This window comes from Agrobacterium sp. Azo12 (assembly GCF_029193765.2).
GTDB lineage: Bacteria > Pseudomonadota > Alphaproteobacteria > Rhizobiales > Rhizobiaceae > Agrobacterium.
Genome location: NZ_JARFYO020000001.1, coordinates 2,470,984 through 2,487,251, shown reverse-complemented (window position 1 = coordinate 2,487,251; position 16,268 = coordinate 2,470,984). Strand labels below are relative to the sequence as shown.

At 56.5% G+C, this 16,268-nt stretch carries 16 protein-coding genes; 13 read left to right on the top strand and 3 right to left on the bottom strand.

Features of this window, described 5'->3' with window-relative positions:
- Positions 1-15 precede the first annotated feature (15 nt).
- The 6 genes from PYL13_RS11865 to lipA all read left to right on the top strand — a co-directional run bounded on the left by PYL13_RS11865 (position 16) and on the right by lipA (position 5,392).
- Entirely contained in the window at positions 16-1,371 is a 1,356-nt protein-coding gene (locus tag PYL13_RS11865) for a pyruvate dehydrogenase complex dihydrolipoamide acetyltransferase (protein WP_275641511.1), read from the top strand.
- Between the two features lie 60 nt (positions 1,372-1,431).
- Positions 1,432-2,082, top strand: a complete 651-nt coding sequence (locus tag PYL13_RS11860; protein ID WP_192488721.1) for an SGNH/GDSL hydrolase family protein — start codon at positions 1,432-1,434, stop codon at positions 2,080-2,082.
- An 89-nt stretch (positions 2,083-2,171) separates the two neighbouring features.
- Positions 2,172-2,438 (top strand): YdcH family protein, encoded by a 267-nt coding sequence (locus PYL13_RS11855; protein WP_275641510.1) that lies wholly within the window; start codon positions 2,172-2,174, stop codon positions 2,436-2,438.
- Between the two features lie 89 nt (positions 2,439-2,527).
- Positions 2,528-3,973 carry a dihydrolipoyl dehydrogenase gene (gene lpdA / locus PYL13_RS11850; protein WP_250981714.1) on the top strand — a complete coding sequence of 482 codons (1,446 nt, stop codon included), beginning with the start codon at positions 2,528-2,530 and terminating at the stop codon, positions 3,971-3,973.
- 66 nt (positions 3,974-4,039) lie between these two features.
- On the top strand, positions 4,040-4,288 hold the full coding sequence (locus PYL13_RS11845) for a GlsB/YeaQ/YmgE family stress response membrane protein (protein WP_192488724.1): 249 nt from the start codon (positions 4,040-4,042) through the stop codon (positions 4,286-4,288).
- Positions 4,289-4,420: 132 nt separating this feature from the next.
- Positions 4,421-5,392: a lipoyl synthase gene (gene lipA, locus PYL13_RS11840; protein WP_250981713.1), complete on the top strand. Its 972-nt coding sequence runs from the start codon at positions 4,421-4,423 to the stop codon at positions 5,390-5,392.
- A 113-nt stretch (positions 5,393-5,505) separates the two neighbouring features.
- Here the strand turns inward: lipA and PYL13_RS11835 are convergent, their stop codons facing one another.
- Positions 5,506-5,688, bottom strand: coding sequence for a hypothetical protein (locus PYL13_RS11835; protein ID WP_192488726.1), 183 nt, complete (start codon positions 5,686-5,688; stop codon positions 5,506-5,508).
- A 193-nt stretch (positions 5,689-5,881) separates the two neighbouring features.
- On the opposite strand from PYL13_RS11835, the gene PYL13_RS11830 reads away from it, so the two are divergent.
- Positions 5,882-6,451 (top strand): AAA family ATPase, encoded by a 570-nt coding sequence (locus PYL13_RS11830; protein WP_441296665.1) that lies wholly within the window; start codon positions 5,882-5,884, stop codon positions 6,449-6,451.
- A 9-nt stretch (positions 6,452-6,460) separates the two neighbouring features.
- The gene (locus PYL13_RS11825) at positions 6,461-6,910 is read left to right on the top strand and encodes a type II toxin-antitoxin system RatA family toxin (RefSeq protein WP_275641508.1); all 450 of its coding nucleotides are present in this window, start codon (positions 6,461-6,463) and stop codon (positions 6,908-6,910) included.
- On the opposite strand, the gene PYL13_RS11820 is transcribed toward PYL13_RS11825, so the two are convergent.
- Together PYL13_RS11820 and PYL13_RS11815 are read right to left on the bottom strand one after the other, a co-directional pair.
- Complete coding sequence (locus tag PYL13_RS11820; RefSeq protein WP_275641507.1) at positions 6,911-7,414, bottom strand: CinA family protein; 504 nt, start codon at positions 7,412-7,414, stop codon at positions 6,911-6,913.
- Positions 7,411-8,601, bottom strand: a complete 1,191-nt coding sequence (locus PYL13_RS11815; protein WP_250981709.1) for a bifunctional 2-C-methyl-D-erythritol 4-phosphate cytidylyltransferase/2-C-methyl-D-erythritol 2,4-cyclodiphosphate synthase — start codon at positions 8,599-8,601, stop codon at positions 7,411-7,413. The genes PYL13_RS11820 and PYL13_RS11815 overlap by 4 nt, the downstream gene beginning before the upstream one ends.
- Before the next feature lie 316 nt (positions 8,602-8,917).
- Between PYL13_RS11815 and dusB the strand changes: the two genes are divergently transcribed.
- The 5 genes from dusB (at position 8,918) to ntrX (ending at position 16,241) form a co-directional block, all read left to right on the top strand.
- The gene (dusB, locus tag PYL13_RS11810) at positions 8,918-9,904 is read left to right on the top strand and encodes a tRNA dihydrouridine synthase DusB (protein ID WP_312945989.1); all 987 of its coding nucleotides are present in this window, start codon (positions 8,918-8,920) and stop codon (positions 9,902-9,904) included.
- Positions 9,901-11,049: a two-component system sensor histidine kinase NtrB gene (locus tag PYL13_RS11805; protein ID WP_192488732.1), complete on the top strand. Its 1,149-nt coding sequence runs from the start codon at positions 9,901-9,903 to the stop codon at positions 11,047-11,049. Before dusB ends, PYL13_RS11805 begins: the two co-directional genes overlap by 4 nt.
- Complete coding sequence (gene ntrC / locus PYL13_RS11800) at positions 11,046-12,497, top strand: nitrogen regulation protein NR(I) (protein ID WP_250981708.1); 1,452 nt, start codon at positions 11,046-11,048, stop codon at positions 12,495-12,497. The genes PYL13_RS11805 and ntrC overlap by 4 nt, the downstream gene beginning before the upstream one ends.
- Before the next feature lie 134 nt (positions 12,498-12,631).
- A complete protein-coding gene (locus PYL13_RS11795; protein ID WP_250981707.1) occupies positions 12,632-14,887 on the top strand; it encodes a sensor histidine kinase NtrY-like in 2,256 nt (751 codons plus the stop codon).
- Positions 14,877-16,241, top strand: a complete 1,365-nt coding sequence (gene ntrX / locus PYL13_RS11790) for a nitrogen assimilation response regulator NtrX (protein ID WP_259146014.1) — start codon at positions 14,877-14,879, stop codon at positions 16,239-16,241. Before PYL13_RS11795 ends, ntrX begins: the two co-directional genes overlap by 11 nt.
- Positions 16,242-16,268 lie beyond the last annotated feature (27 nt).

Sequence of the window (16,268 nt, the reverse complement as noted above, 5' to 3'; positions counted from 1 at the left end):
GGGGAGGGCGTTTCGATGCCTATCAACATTACAATGCCTGCCCTGTCTCCCACGATGGAAGAGGGTAATCTCGCCAAGTGGCTGGTCAAGGAAGGCGACAAGGTTGCTCCCGGCGACGTGATTGCCGAAATCGAAACCGACAAGGCAACCATGGAAGTGGAATCTGTCGATGAAGGCGTTGTTGCCAAGATCGTGGTTCCAGCTGGAACCGATGCGGTCAAGGTCAACGCACTGATCGCCATTCTTGCCGAAGAAGGTGAAGATGTAGCGGCTGCGGCCAAGGGTGGCGATGCTGCCCCGGCCAAGGCTGAGGCAAAGGCAGAAGCACCGAAGGAAGAAAAATCCGAGGCTGCACCTGCTACTGCCGCTAACGCTGCACCTGCTGCGGCACCGGCACCTGCTGCCAAGGCTGGACAGTCTGGCGAACGCGTTTTTGCGTCGCCACTGGCACGCCGTCTGGCCAAGGAAGCTGGTCTTGATCTGTCTGCGGTTTCCGGTTCCGGTCCACGTGGCCGTATCGTGAAGTCTGACATTGAAAAGACTGTTGCGTCCGGTGGTGCAAAGGCTGCTCCGGCAACCACTGCTGCTGCCGCTGCTGCTGCCGCTGCTTCGGCACCTACCGCTGCAAAGGGCATGAGCGAAGAGGCCGTTCTCAAGCTGTTCGAGCAGGGTTCTTACGAACTTGTGCCACATGACGGCATGCGCAAGACCATTGCTAAGCGCCTGCAGGAATCCAAGCAGACCATTCCGCATTTCTACGTTTCCGTGGATTGCGAACTGGATGCCCTGATGGCACTGCGCGCACAGCTCAACGCTGCTTCCCCTGAAAAGGATGGCAAGCCAGCCTACAAGCTGTCGGTCAATGACATGGTCATCAAGGCGCTTGCCCTTGCCCTGCGTGACGTTCCGGATGCCAACGTATCCTGGACCGAAACCAACATAGTCAAGCACAAGCATGCTGATGTTGGCGTTGCCGTGTCGATCCCCGGTGGTCTGATCACCCCGATCGTTCGTCAGGCTGAGCTTAAGTCGCTGTCTGCCATCTCCAACGAGATGAAGGATCTCGGCAAGCGCGCCAAGGAGCGCAAGCTGAAGCCTGAAGAATATCAGGGCGGTACGACTGCCGTGTCCAACATGGGCATGATGGGCGTGAAGAGCTTCTCGGCTGTTGTGAACCCACCACATGCCACCATTCTGGCTGTTGGTGCCGGTGAACAGCGTGCGGTTGTCAAGAATGGTGAGATCAAGATCGCCAATGTCATGACGGTCACATTGTCCACTGACCACCGTTGCGTTGATGGCGCGCTGGGTGCTGAACTTCTCGGCGCTTTCAAACGCTACATCGAAAACCCGATGGGCATGCTGGTTTAAGAAAAGAGCAGAGCCGAAAACCGCATATGGTTTTCGGCTCGCTGTATTCAGGAGCTGCACGTGACGAAGACTGTTCTTTGCTATGGCGATAGTCTGACATGGGGTTATGACGCGGCCAATATGGGGCGTCATGCGATTGATGATCGTTGGCCGACTGTCTTGCAAAAGGCATTGGGTAATGACGTTGTTGTCATCGCGGAAGGCCTGAACGGCCGTACCACTGTTTATGACGATAACCTGTCTGACTTTGATCGCAATGGTGCACGCACCTTGCCAACGCTGTTGCACAGCCATGGTCCGCTTGACCTCGTTATCATCATGCTTGGCACCAACGATTTGAAACGTGGCCTTGCCGGCGGCGGTTTTGCCGTTGCTGCGACAAGCGGCGTTAAAAGGCTTGTCAGCCTGGTGCGCCGTCACGAATGGCATTTCGGCTCGGATGAGCAACCGGAAATTCTAATCGTTGCACCGCCACTGATCTGCGAAACCGCAAATTCCTATTTTGCGGCAATGTATGCGGGTGCAGTTGAGGAATCCAAGATGCTGGCCTCGCTTTACCGCGATTTGGCGGACGAGAAGGAATGCGGCTTCTTTGACGCCGGTTCGGTCTCTGTTGCCACACCAATTGATGGCGTGCATCTGGACGCAGAAAATACCCGTGCGCTTGGTCGCGGCCTGGAGCCGGTCGTGCGCATGATGCTTGGATTGTAATGCAATTTGACAGGTTTTGATCAGGATCAAGGAGCGAATGCAGCGGGCGTCTAGCCTGACCGTATCAACCGCAAGACGGAGGTTACGGCATGTCGAACACACCGCACCAACTGCCCGAGGAATTTGCTGAATATGTCAGCCTCATTCGCCATCTGCGCGAGCGTGACGGACACTTTCACAGGATCAGCGCCGCTTACGAGGCGCTGAACCAGAAAATTCACCGGGCGGAGACAGATATCGAGCCATGCGATGATTTTCATATGGCCGATATGCGCAAGCGCAGAATGGTCCTGAAAGACGAAATATACGGGATGCTGACAGCGGCCGAGCCAATACCGGAAGATTTCGGACAATAGGCTTCAAGCCCAGGCTTTGCTCCCGACAAAAGGGTGGAATGCGAATGCCTCGCGCCACCTCAAAAATGAAACAAGGAGTGATAGCCTAAATGTCGAACGCCTATGACGTCATCATTATCGGTTCCGGTCCCGGCGGTTATGTCACTGCCATTCGTGCTGCCCAGCTTGGTTTGAAGACGGCCATTGTCGAGCGCGAGCATCTGGGGGGCATCTGCCTTAACTGGGGCTGCATTCCAACCAAGGCACTGCTGCGCTCTGCCGAAGTGCTTGATAATGCCAACCACGCCAAGAATTACGGTCTGAAGCTGGACGGCACCATCACCGCCGACGTGAAGGAAGTTGTTGCACGTTCGCGTGGCGTTTCCGCTCGTCTCAACGGCGGCGTTGCCTACCTGATGAAGAAGAACAAGATCGACGTGATCTGGGGCGAGGCAAAGCTGACCAAACCAAACGAGATCGTTGTCGGCAAGACGGCCAAGCCTGCCGTTCAGCCACAAAACCCTGTTCCAAAGGGCGTTCTGGGTGAGGGCACCTACACAGCCAAGCACATCATCGTTGCCACAGGTGCACGTCCGCGTGCGCTGCCAGGCATCGAGCCGGATGGCAAGCTGATCTGGACCTATTTCGAAGCGATGAAGCCTGACTTCATGCCGAAGTCGATTGTCGTGATGGGCTCCGGCGCCATCGGCATCGAATTTGCGTCCTTCTACCGCTCCATGGGCGTTGACGTGACCGTTGTCGAACTGATGGCCAATGTCATGCCTGTCGAAGATGCGGAAATCTCCGCCTTTGCCCGCAAGCAGCTTGAAAAGCGCGGCCTGAAGATCATCACCGAAGCCAAGGTTTCCAAGGTCGAAAAGGGTGCAAACTCGATTACGGCGCATGTTGAAACCAAGGATGGCAAGGTTCAGCAGATCACGGCTGATCGCCTGATCTCGGCTGTTGGCGTGCAGGGCAACATCGAAAATCTCGGTCTGGAAGCGCTTGGTGTCAAAACGGATCGCGGTTGCGTGGTCATTGACGGTTACGGCAAGACCAACGTGCCGGGTCTCTACGCGATTGGCGACGTTGCCGGTCCTCCAATGCTCGCCCACAAGGCCGAGCATGAAGGCGTGATCTGCATTGAAAAGATTGCCGGTCTGCCGAATGTTCACCCGATGGACAAGAGCAAGATTCCAGGCTGCACATACTGCAACCCGCAGGTCGCTTCGGTCGGTCTGACGGAAGCAAAGGCGAAAGAACAGGGCCGCGAAATCCGCGTGGGCCGTTACTCCTTCGCTGCCAACGGCAAGGCAATCGCGCTGGGTGAAGACCAGGGCATGATCAAGACCATCTTCGACAAGAAGACCGGTGAGCTGATCGGCGCGCACATGGTTGGTGCAGAAGTGACCGAACTGATCCAGGGCTTCGTGGTGGCGATGAACCTTGAAACCACAGAAGAAGAACTGATGCACACGATCTTCCCACATCCGACCCTGTCGGAAATGATGAAGGAAAGCGTTCTGGACGCCTATGGTCGCGTTCTGAATGCTTGATTGAAATCTGCCGCTCCCTATCTGGAGTAAACCCTTTTGGGGAGCGGAACTTTAACGGAGTAGATCATGGAAAGTGTTGGCTGGATTGGTGCAATTATCATTGGCGGTCTGGGCGGATGGCTCGCAGGCAAGCTGATGGATATTCGCTTCGGCGTTTTCATGAATATTATTCTGGGTATCGTCGGTTCTGTTGTGGCTGTTGCCGTGCTGCGCCAGTTCGATGTTTTCGTGCAGGATAGCCGTCTGGGCTATTTCATCACCGCGTTTCTTGGTGCCAGCCTGTTGCTGTTTGTTGCCAAAATCGTCCGGCGGTAAATCAAGACAGGACAGGTTGTTTCACGGCAACGTGTCCTGAGACCCATTATTTTAGGCCCTTCCAGAAAATCCCCTTACAGTTTTTCTGGAATTGTTCTAATGAGCCGTAAAACTCGGTGAAAGCAGGTTTTCATGGTCACCATTCTCGACAGGACTTCGCAGGAAGAAAAGCGTGTTCGCCACCCGGAAAAGGCTCACAAGCCCGATACCGAGGTTGCGCGCAAACCTGAGTGGATTCGCGTCAAGGCGCCGACCTCGAAAGGGTATCAGGAAACCCGCGAACTGGTTCGTTCCCACAAGCTGGTGACCGTGTGCGAAGAAGCAGGCTGTCCCAACATTGGCGAGTGCTGGAGCAAGAAACACGCGACATTCATGATCATGGGTGAAATCTGCACCCGTGCCTGTGCTTTCTGTAACGTGTCGACCGGCAAGCCGAATGCACTTGATCAGAACGAGCCTGAGAACATCGGCAAGGCCGTCAAGCAGATGGGTCTGTCTCACGTCGTTATCACCTCTGTGGACCGTGACGATCTGGCTGATGGTGGCGCTGAACACTTTGAAAAGGTGATCTGGGCCATTCGTGCGGCATCGCCTGGCACAACCATCGAAATCCTGACACCAGACTTCCTGAAGAAGCCAGGCGCGCTGGAGCGTGTTGTTGCGGCCAAGCCTGACGTGTTCAACCACAATATGGAAACCGTACCGGGCAATTACCTGACGGTTCGTCCGGGTGCGCGTTACTTCCATTCGGTACGTTTGTTGCAGCGGGTGAAGGAACTGGATCCGACCATGTTCACCAAGTCCGGCATCATGGTTGGCCTTGGCGAAGAGCGTAACGAAGTGCTGCAGCTTATGGACGACCTGCGCTCTGCTGATGTGGATTTCATTACCATTGGCCAGTATCTGCAGCCGACCCGCAAGCACCACAAGGTCGAAAAGTTCGTCACGCCGGAAGAGTTCAAGTCCTATGAGACTGTGGCGTACACCAAGGGGTTCCTGATGGTGTCGTCCAGCCCTCTGACCCGTTCTTCGCACCATGCCGGTGATGACTTTGCGCGTCTGCGCGCCGCACGTGAGAAGAAGCTTCTCGTTGCTGCCGAATGATCCGGACAACGGCCTGATCATGACAATAAAAAAGCGCCTCAAGGGCGCTTTTTTTATGGGGTGCATTTCCGCTTGTCAGTTGGCTGCCACATCACAGGCGGCAGCCTTTTGCGTCATGCTGTGGTTTCTTCTTTCGCGGTGGACTCGCCACGCTTGCGCTTGCGAAGTGTCGGCTTGTTCTCGCGCGCTTCACATTTGGCAACATCGATAAGATAGGCCAAAACAGGCATGCCATTCATCGATGCCAGTTGCTTTGCGGATTCAAGAAGGTTGATGATATTTGAAAAATCGTCCATCGGCTCACTCGGCAGGTCAAACCTGAATTGTTGTTACGGCAAGTATTCTTCGGATGTCCGATACAGAAACAAGTTGGGAAGGCTTGCCTCGTTTGCACCCAAAAGATGTACTCATTGTGGCAAATCAATAGCAATCCTGTAGGCAGGGTTGCAATAGTCAATTTCGGGAAGCTGCATTGAGGTCAGGGGTATGATGCAGAAAATTGATGAAGCGCAAAAGGCGGCAGGTCTCATTCGGCAGGCAGACCGCATCATGGTGGTTGGCTGCTCAGGTGGCGGAAAAACAACGCTTTCTCTCAAGCTGGCTGCGAAATTCTGTCTGGAATATCAGTCAATCGATCGTGACATCAGGTGGTTACCCGGTTGGCAGCAGCGGGACAGGGTTGAGCAGCACGCATTGCTCGAAGAGCTGATTGCGCGGGATCGCTGGGTGATGGATGGCAGCAATCCCTCGACCTTTGACATTCGTTTGCCACGCACCGACATCGTCATCTGGGTGCGCATGTCGCGCTTTGTATGCCTGACCGGCGTTGCCCGCCGCGTGGCACGTTATTATGGCACAGTCAGGCCTGCTATGGCGGAGGGCTGCCCGGAACCTTTGCCGGACCGGGAGTTCCTGGAATATATCTGGAACTTCGAGAAGAAATACGCGCCGGCTTTCTTGCGCAATTTTGAACGGTACGGCCCCGATGTGCCGATCTTTCAGGTGAAATCACGCCGCGACATGCAAAGGCTTCTTGATATTCTGATGCTCGCAGATTAACTGCGGACTATGCCGCAGTTTGAAACCAGTCGCCCCGTCAAGCATTCGCCAGAACGCATGTATGCTTTGGTTGCCGACGTTGAGCGATACCCCGAATTCCTGCCTTTGTGTGAAGGACTGACCGTGCGTTCCCGCAAGGAACGGGACGGCAAGGCGTTGCTGATTGCGGATATGACGGTTGGTTACAAGGCGATCCGCGAAACCTTCACCACACAGGTTCTGCTGAATGGCAATGATCTGGCCATCGATGTGAAGTATCTCGACGGACCGTTTAGATATCTCGACAATCGCTGGCGCTTCGAGCCAATGGACGATGGCGGTTGCTCGGTTCACTTCTTCATCGATTACGAATTCAAAAGCCGCATCTTGAGTGCCGTCATGGGCACGATGTTCGATCGGGCCTTCCGGATGTTTGCAGAAGCCTTCGAGGCGCGGGCCGACAAGATTTACGGCACCTGATTATTTTGCTCCGGACACGTCCAGCAGCATTTCCAGTGCCGTTTTGACGGTGGCGAGACGCACCTGATCACGACCAATGTCGCCGTAGCGCATTTCGCGGTGCAGGATCGCGCCGTTGCGGCTCATCGCCGCCAGATGCACAAGACCAACTGGCTTGGTGTCAGAACCACCGCCCGGACCGGCAATGCCGGTGACCGCCACGGCGTGGCTGCCCCTTGAGCGCAGCAGCGCACCCTGGACCATCTGCAATGCGGTCTCTTTCGAAACCGCACCGAATGTTTCAAGCGTTTTGACCTGTACGCCTAGCATGTCGGCCTTGGCCTCGTTGGTGTAGGTGACAAAACCCCGGTCGACCACAGCGGATGAACCGGCGATTTCGGTCAGTGCACCGGCAATCAGGCCGCCGGTGCAGCTTTCCGCGGTCGAGACCATCTCACCACGGGCCGTGCCTTGCGAGATCATCTTTTGCGCCAGTGCTGCGATATCGTCCGGGAAGATGCTCATGCCTGGCGGCCTTGGTAGACTACGGTCGCAGTGGCGATGGCGGCAATGCCTTCCTTGCGGCCGACAAAGCCGATCTTTTCATTGGTGGTGGCTTTGACCGAGCAACGGTCGAGTGTGATGCCGAGAATTTCCGACAACATTTCGCGCATGGCCTGACGGTGCGGGCCGATCTTTGGTTCTTCGGCAATCAGCGACACATCGGCATTCATGATGGTGCCGCCATTGCCGCGCACGACGTTTGCGGCATGTTCCAGAAAAATGCGCGATGCGGCACCCTTCCACTGCGGATCGGATGGCGGGAAGTGGTCGCCAATGTCACCGGCGCCGCAGGTTGCCAGCAGGGCATCGGTCAGCGCGTGCAGGGCAACGTCAGCATCCGAGTGTCCCATGAGCTTCTGGTCATGGGGAATGAACACGCCGCACAGGGTCACGCCATCACCTGGCTCAAGCTGATGAACATCATAGCCGTTACCTGTGCGTACATCCGGCAGTGCCTGGGTGAGTTTTTCATCGGCCATGGTGATATCCCGTTTCAAAGTCAGTTTTACATTGTCGACCAGCCCTTCGACGAGCTTAACCGGCAGCCCCGCCCATTCGGCAATCGAGGCATCGTCGGTAAAGTCATCCCGTCCGGAAGAGGCGGCCTGTTCGTGGGCGTGCGTAATTGCCTGATAGGCAAAAGCCTGCGGTGTCTGGGCGGCGTAAAGGCCAGCGCGCGGTACGGTCTCTTCGCTGTAACCGGCGGCCGAGCCACGCTTCAGCGTATCGGTGACAGCAAGCACGGGCAGGGCGCTTTGGGCACCTTGCGACAGCGTGTTGGCCACGCGGTCCAGAAGATCGTGATCGATGAAGGGCCGCACGGCGTCATGGATCATGACGTGGCTAAGGTCATCCGGCGCCATGGCTTTCAGGCCAGCGAGGACGGATTGCTGGCGGGTTGCGCCACCAAGCACGGTGCGAATGCGGTCGCCTGCATCGAGGCGTTGCAGCACGGGGGCAATCAGGTCCTTGTCGTCTGGATGAATGACCACGGTGATGGCAGGGGATTTTGCCCAGGCCAAGAAAACCTCAAGCGTGTGCTCAATGACGGGCTTTCCTCCAATCAACCGGTATTGTTTCGGTCCATCCTGCGGGGAGCCTGCCCGTTCGCCACGGCCAGCGGCAACAATAATGACGCCGGTTTTCATGCTGTCTGTCTCACTTCTCTCATCAATTGATCCAAGATGCTGTCTGCTCGTAAAGGAGTTGACTTGAGCGGTCCAGAGTCCCAAACAACAAAAGGCTTTTGCAGCCTTGGCGTTGCTTGGTCAAAGGCTTGAGAGTAAATCGATCATTTGCCCGGTTTTCAAGATCACGCGCGTCGTTATCACGCCTCTGCAATCCCTGATCTTTATAAAAGCAGCACATTGCCGTGTGAAAGTGCTTGGCAACTGCGCAATATATGTCTAAAAATAATGCAAAGCATAATTCTGCACGAAAGATCATCAATTGCCCATCCCGGAGTTGTCAGCGCCTTTTAATATCGGCTCCGTAACCGTTCGTAACCGGGCTGTCCTTGCGCCTATGTCGGGGGTAACTGATCTGCCGTTCCGGCAGATCGCCTGGCGTTTCGGTGCCGGGCTGGTGGTAACGGAAATGGTTGCAAGCCGCGAGCTGGTGGCCAACCGTGGTGAATCCTGGGCGCGGCTGAGAAACGCAGGCATGACGCCGCACATGGTGCAGCTGGCCGGACGTGAGGCGCACTGGATGGCCGAGGCTGCCAAGATCGTTGAAGCCAATGGCGCAGATATCGTCGATATCAATATGGGCTGTCCAGCCAAGAAGGTGACGGGCGGTTATTCCGGCTCTGCGCTGATGCGTGACCCTGACCATGCGCTGACGCTGATCGAGGCGACAGTCAATGCCGTCAAGGTTCCAGTAACATTGAAGATGCGTCTTGGCTGGGATGAGAACTCCCTCAATGCGCCAGAGATCGCACGGCGTGCACAGGATGCGGGCGTGCAGCTGATTACCATTCATGGCCGCACCCGCATGCAGTTTTACGAGGGACGGGCCGACTGGGATGCCATTCGCGCCGTTCGTGATGCCATTTCCGTACCGTTGATTGCCAATGGCGATGTTGAGACGGTTGAAGATGCCAAGGAAATTTTGCGCCGCTCGGGTGCCGATGCGGTGATGGCGGGACGTGGCGCACAGGGCCAGCCGTGGTTGCCAGCCGTGCTTGCCGGACATGACGGCCCTGCGCGACAGGATATCGCAGCCCTCGCCGTTGAACATTATGAAATGATGCTTGAGTTTTATGGGCTTGAGGCAGGCTTGCGCCACGCGCGCAAACACCTTGGCTGGTATCTGGAAAGGTTCGCGCCGCACATGGCGGGACAGGACAAGGCAACGATCATGACATCGAAAAATGCAGCGCAGGTCACGCAGATGGTGCGTGCTGCTCTGGAAGAAGGCGCAGCATTGTTTGCTGCAAGGAAGGCCGCATGACTGTTCCGACACATGATCCGGCAGCCAGCAATGCGCTTGCCATGGCTGTTCTCAACGCGGTGCAAAACCCGGTGGTTCTGGTTGATGCCGAAGGTTTCATCGCCTTTGCCAACTGGGAAGCGGAAGCGTTTTTTGGCGCCAGTGCCGCACATCTGGCACGTTACCGTATCTCGACCTTCATTCCGTTCGGCAGTCCGCTGCTGGCGCTGATCGAGCAGGTGCGCGAACGTCGCGCGCCGGTCAATGAATACCGTGTGGACCTGAGCTCGCCGCGGCTTGGTCAGGAAAAGCTGGTTGACCTTTACGTCGCACCGGTTGTCAGCGAACCCGGCTCGGTGGTTGTGGTGTTTCAGGAACGTTCGATGGCCGACAAGATCGACCGTCAGCTGACCCATCGCGCCGCTGCCCGTTCGGTGTCCGGCCTTGCCTCGATGCTGGCCCACGAAATCAAGAACCCGCTTTCGGGCATTCGTGGTGCAGCACAGCTTCTCGAGACGTCAGTGGCAGATGATGACCGTGCGCTGACACGACTGATCTGCGACGAGACCGATCGTATCGTGTCGCTGGTTGACCGTATGGAAGTGTTTTCCGACGAGCGTCCCGTAGACCGCGTTCCCGTCAACATCCACTCGGTGTTGGATCATGTGAAGGCGGTTGCCAAGGCCGGCTTTGCCCGCAACATCAAGATCAGCGAAAATTACGATCCGTCCTTGCCGCCGGTTTATGCCAACCGCGACCAGCTCGTGCAGATATTCCTCAATCTGGTCAAGAACGCCTCCGAGGCGATTGGCAACCAGCAGGATGGCGAAATTGTTCTGACCACCGCTTATCGCCCGGGCATCCGGCTTTCGGTTGCCGGAACGCGTGAGCGTATTTCGCTGCCGCTTGAGTTTTGTGTGGTGGATAATGGTCCCGGCGTTCCGTCGGACCTTCTGCCCTATCTTTTTGACCCGTTCATTACCACCAAGACCAATGGCTCCGGCCTTGGTCTGGCGCTGGTGGCCAAGCTGATTGGTGCCCATGGCGGCATTATCGAATGCGACAGCCAGAACCATCGCACGACATTCCGTGTTCTCATGCCCGTTTCACCGGAAATAGCGCAGGAAGAGCGTACAATTCCGAACCCGACAGGAAATACCCCATGACAGCGACGATCCTTGTGGCCGACGATGACGCGGCCATCCGCACTGTGCTTAATCAGGCTCTCAGCCGAGCCGGTTATGACGTGCGTATTACTTCCAATGCCGCCACATTGTGGCGCTGGATTTCTGCAGGTGAGGGGGACCTGGTTATCACCGACGTGATAATGCCTGACGAAAACGCATTTGACCTGCTGCCACGCATCAAGAAGGCTCGTCCCGAACTGCCCGTGCTCGTCATGAGTGCGCAGAACACCTTCATGACGGCCATCAAGGCGTCGGAAAAGGGTGCCTATGATTATCTGCCAAAGCCATTCGACCTGACTGAGCTGATTGCCATCATTGGTCGCGCCTTGGCTGAGCCGAAGCGCAAGCCTGCCAAGCTGGATGATGACATGCAGGACGGCATGCCGCTGGTCGGCCGCTCAGCTGCCATGCAGGAAATTTACCGCGTGCTGGCACGTCTGATGCAGACCGACCTGACGCTGATGATCACCGGCGAATCCGGTACCGGCAAGGAACTGGTGGCACGGGCGCTGCATGATTATGGCAAGCGTCGCAACGGTCCCTTCGTGGCAATCAACATGGCGGCCATTCCGCGTGACCTGATTGAATCCGAACTGTTCGGTCATGAAAAGGGTGCCTTTACCGGCGCACAGAACCGCTCCACCGGCCGTTTTGAACAGGCCGAAGGCGGTACACTGTTCCTCGATGAAATTGGCGATATGCCGATGGATGCACAGACCCGACTGTTGCGCGTGCTGCAGCAGGGCGAATACACCACCGTTGGCGGTCGTACACCGATCCGCACCGATGTCCGCATTGTTGCTGCCACCAACAAGGATCTGAAACAGTCCATCAATCAGGGCCTGTTCCGTGAAGACCTTTATTACCGCCTCAACGTGGTGCCTCTGCGCCTGCCGCCGCTGCGTGACCGTGCAGAAGACATTGCCGATCTGGTTCGCCACTTCATCCAGCAGGGTGAAAAGGAAGGACTTGAAGGCAAGCGATTCGAAACCGAAGCGCTGGAACTGATGAAGGCCTATGCCTGGCCTGGCAACGTGCGCGAGCTGGAAAACCTTATTCGTCGTTTGATGGCTCTTTATCCGCAGGAAGTCATCACCAAGGAGATCATCGATTCGGAATTGAATTCCGATGTGCCTGAACGTCCGATGGACAAGATGAATGTCCGCACCGGTACGCTGACAATCTCGCAGGCCGTGGAAGAAAATATGCGCGAGTATTTCTCCGGTTTTGGCGACGATTTGCCGCCTGCCGGCCTCTATGACCGTGTCCTGCGCGAGATGGAATATCCGCTTATTCTCGCGGCTTTAACGGCCACGCGGGGCAACCAGATCAAGGCAGCCGATCTTCTCGGTCTCAACCGCAACACGTTGCGCAAGAAAATCCGTGAGCTGGGTGTCTCGGTGTATCGTAGCTCGCGTACGACCTGAGATATTGACAGACGCGAAATTCTCGTTGCATTTTCGCCACATTGTGTTGCTTGAAAAACACGCGGGACAATTTCATGAGAGTGATTCCGCTGTCAGGCTGCCATTGGACAAGTGGCTGCAATCAGGAGAATTGAATGCGAACACCTGCCGCCGACTACGCTGCGGACAGTGACGTGAGTGATGCAAGTGTGAAAGACCGGCGCATATCTTTTGCGTTGCCCGGTCTTTTGCTGGCTGGCGCTGCGCTTTCGTGCGCCATCTTCTCCCTGTTTATTCTCGTTGGCCTGACCCCCATTTCGCCAACATCCAACGTTGTGATTGGCCTTGGTGTCATCAACGGGTTGTTCGTGCTTGGCCTGATGTATCTGATCGGCCGTGAAGTCAGCCGTCTGCTGAAAGCCCGCCGGGTGGGACGCGCTGCTGCGCGTCTTCATATCCGCATCGTTGTGCTGTTTTCGATTGTGGCGATTACACCGGCGGTTCTGGTGGCGATTTTCGCCAGTATCACGCTCAATGCCGGCCTTGATCGCTGGTTCTCTATCAGAACCCAGTCGATCGTGGAATCCTCCAGCAATGTGGCGCAGGCCTATATGATGGAAAATGCCTCCTATGTTCAGGGGCAGACGCTTTCCATGGCCAATGACCTCGAGCGCAACCGCGCTCTTTTCTATCTCGACCGTACCGGTTTTGTGGATCTGCTGACACGGCAGGCCAAGGGCCGTGGCCTGCTTGGTGCGTTTTTGGTGCGTGAAGATGGCGATGCCATCGTGCAGGCCAATATCGAAACGGAAAAACCACTGCCGGCCATTCCGCAGGACGCGCTGGAAAAGGCCGCTGCCGGTCAACCGACCCTTATTCCGCCTGGCATTACCAACCTGGTTGGCGCCATCATCAAGCTCGACAGCATCGGTGGCACGTTCCTTTATACCGTGCGTGCGGTTGACCCCAAGGTCATGGTCGCCATGCGGTTGATGGATGAAAACCGCGATGAATACAAAGCCATGGAGGCGGGCCGTGCCTCGTTGCAGGTGGCCTTTGCCATTCTCTATCTCGGTTTTGCGCTGATCGTCCTTCTGGCCGCCATCTGGACCGCTATTGCGGTGGCCGACCGTATCGTGCGGCCGATCCGCCTGTTGATTGGTGCGGCCGACAGTGTGGCAACCGGCAACATGAATGTGCTGGTGCCGGTGCGCGCCGTTGACGGTGACGTTGGCAGGTTGTCGCGCACCTTCAACAAGATGATTTCGGAAATCCGCACCCAGCAGCGCGAAATTCTCGAAGCCAAGGACGATATCGATGCGCGCCGGCGCTTTATCGAAGCCGTGCTGTCAGGTGTGACAGCCGCCGTTATCGGTGTGGATGAGGACCGGCAGATCACCATTGCCAATCCATCGGCCGAGGATTTCCTGGCCATGCCATCCGACAAGCTGATGGGTGTGAAGTTGGGTGATGCAGCGCCTGAGATCGATCAGGTGGTGACTGAGGCTGCCGTGTGGTCGCGTGGTGAGTTCCACAAGCAGATCAACATCATGCGGCGTGGCAAGGAACGGGCACTCAACGTAAAGGTAACGCGCGAAGCGGCCCGTGACGCCTATGTCATTACGCTTGATGACATTACCGATCTGGTGATTGCGCAGCGCTCTACCGCTTGGTCGGATGTGGCGCGCCGTATTGCCCATGAAATCAAAAACCCGCTGACGCCGATCCAGCTGTCTGCCGAGCGCATCAAGCGCCGCTTCGGCAAGCAGATTGCCGATGAGGATCGGCAGGTGTTTGACCAGTGTACCGACACGATCGTGCGCCAGGTGGGCGATATCGGCCGCATGGTCGACGAGTTCTCGGCGTTCGCACGCATGCCAAAGCCAACCAAGGAAAAGTCCGATCTACGCGATATTCTGAAGGATGCGGCATTCCTGCGGGAAATTGGCGCAAGCCACGTGAAGATCAGCACCGAACTGGGTGAAGATGCCCAGAACGGGTTGTTTGATGCACGTATGCTGGGGCAGGCTTTTGGCAATCTGATCAAGAATGCCGTTGAGGCAATCGACGCTATTGACGTTGATGGCGGCGAGCGTCGTGAAGGCCGAGTTCTGGTGCGCAGCCAGTTCGATACGGATCACTTCGTGGTTGACGTCATCGACAATGGCCGTGGCCTGCCGGCTGAAAATCGGCACCGCATTCTGGAGCCCTATATGACGATGCGGGACAAGGGCACCGGCCTTGGTCTGGCAATCGTCAAAAAGATTATTGAAGAGCATGGCGGGCAGATCGAACTGCATGATGCACCCGCCGATTTCGACCATGGCCATGGTGCCATGATTAGAGTGATTCTGCCGCATCTTGATGCGACCGAAGCAGCAAGTGACAAGGAAGTGGCCTATGGCGTCTGATATTCTGGTCGTGGATGACGAAGCTGACATTCGCGAGATTGTTGCGGGTATTCTGTCCGATGAAGGGCATGAAACACGTATGGCGCATGACGCCGACAGCGCGCTTGCAGCGATTTCGGAACGCGTGCCGCGGCTGGTGTTTCTGGATATTTGGATGCAGGGCAGCCGTCTTGACGGTCTGGCATTGCTGGATGAAATCAAAAGCCGCCACCCGGACCTGCCGGTGGTGATGATTTCCGGTCACGGTAATATCGAAACGGCCGTCAACGCAATCAAGCGCGGTGCGTTTGACTTCATTGAAAAGCCGTTCAAGACCGACCGCCTTATTCTGATTGCTGAACGTGCGCTGGAAAACTCCAAGCTGAAGCGTGAAGTGCAAGAACTGAAAAAGCGCACCGGTGATTCGGCGGAACTGATCGGTGCGTCGCTTGCCGTATCGCAACTGCGCCAGACCATTGATCGTACAGCACCGACCAATAGCCGTATCATGATCCTTGGGCCTTCCGGTTCCGGCAAGGAGCTTGTGGCGCGCATGATCCACAAGAAGTCCAGCCGTGCTTCCGGCCCGTTCGTGGCGCTGAATGCCGCGACGATTACGCCGGACCGCATGGAGATTGCGCTGTTTGGCACCGAAGGTCAGCCGGGACAGCCGCGCAAGATCGGTGCGATGGAAGAGGCGCATCGCGGTATTCTCTACCTTGATGAGGTCGGGGAAATGCCACGCGAAACACAGAACAAGATCCTGCGCGTGCTGATCGATCAGCAGTTTGAACGTGTGGGTGGCGGCAAGCGGGTGAAGGTGGATATCCGCATCATCTCGTCGACAGCCTATAATCTTGAAAGCCTGATTGCCGAAGGGCGTTTCCGCGAAGATCTCTATCACCGTCTGGCGGTGGTGCCGGTCAAGGTCCCTGCCTTGTCGGAACGCCGAGAGGATATTCCTTATCTGGTCGACATGTTCATTCGCCAGATTTCCGAGCAGGCCGGTATTCGCTCACGCAAGATTGGCGATGATGCGATGGCCGTGCTGCAGAGCCATGACTGGCCCGGCAATATTCGCCAGCTGCGTAACAATATCGAGCGGTTGATGATCCTGGCGCGTCCTGAAGGTGGTGATCCGACGATTACTGCCGACATGCTGCCGTCCGATATTGGCGACATGCTACCGAAGATTTCCGCGCAGGGTGATCAGCACATCATGACGCTGCCACTGCGTGAAGCGCGTGAAATGTTCGAGCGGGATTATCTGGTGGCGCAGATCAACCGGTTCGGTGGCAATATTTCCCGCACGGCAGAATTTGTCGGAATGGAGCGTTCCGCACTGCATCGCAAATTGAAATCACTCGGCGTATAAGCATCGGGAAGGCACGCGATCTGCGTG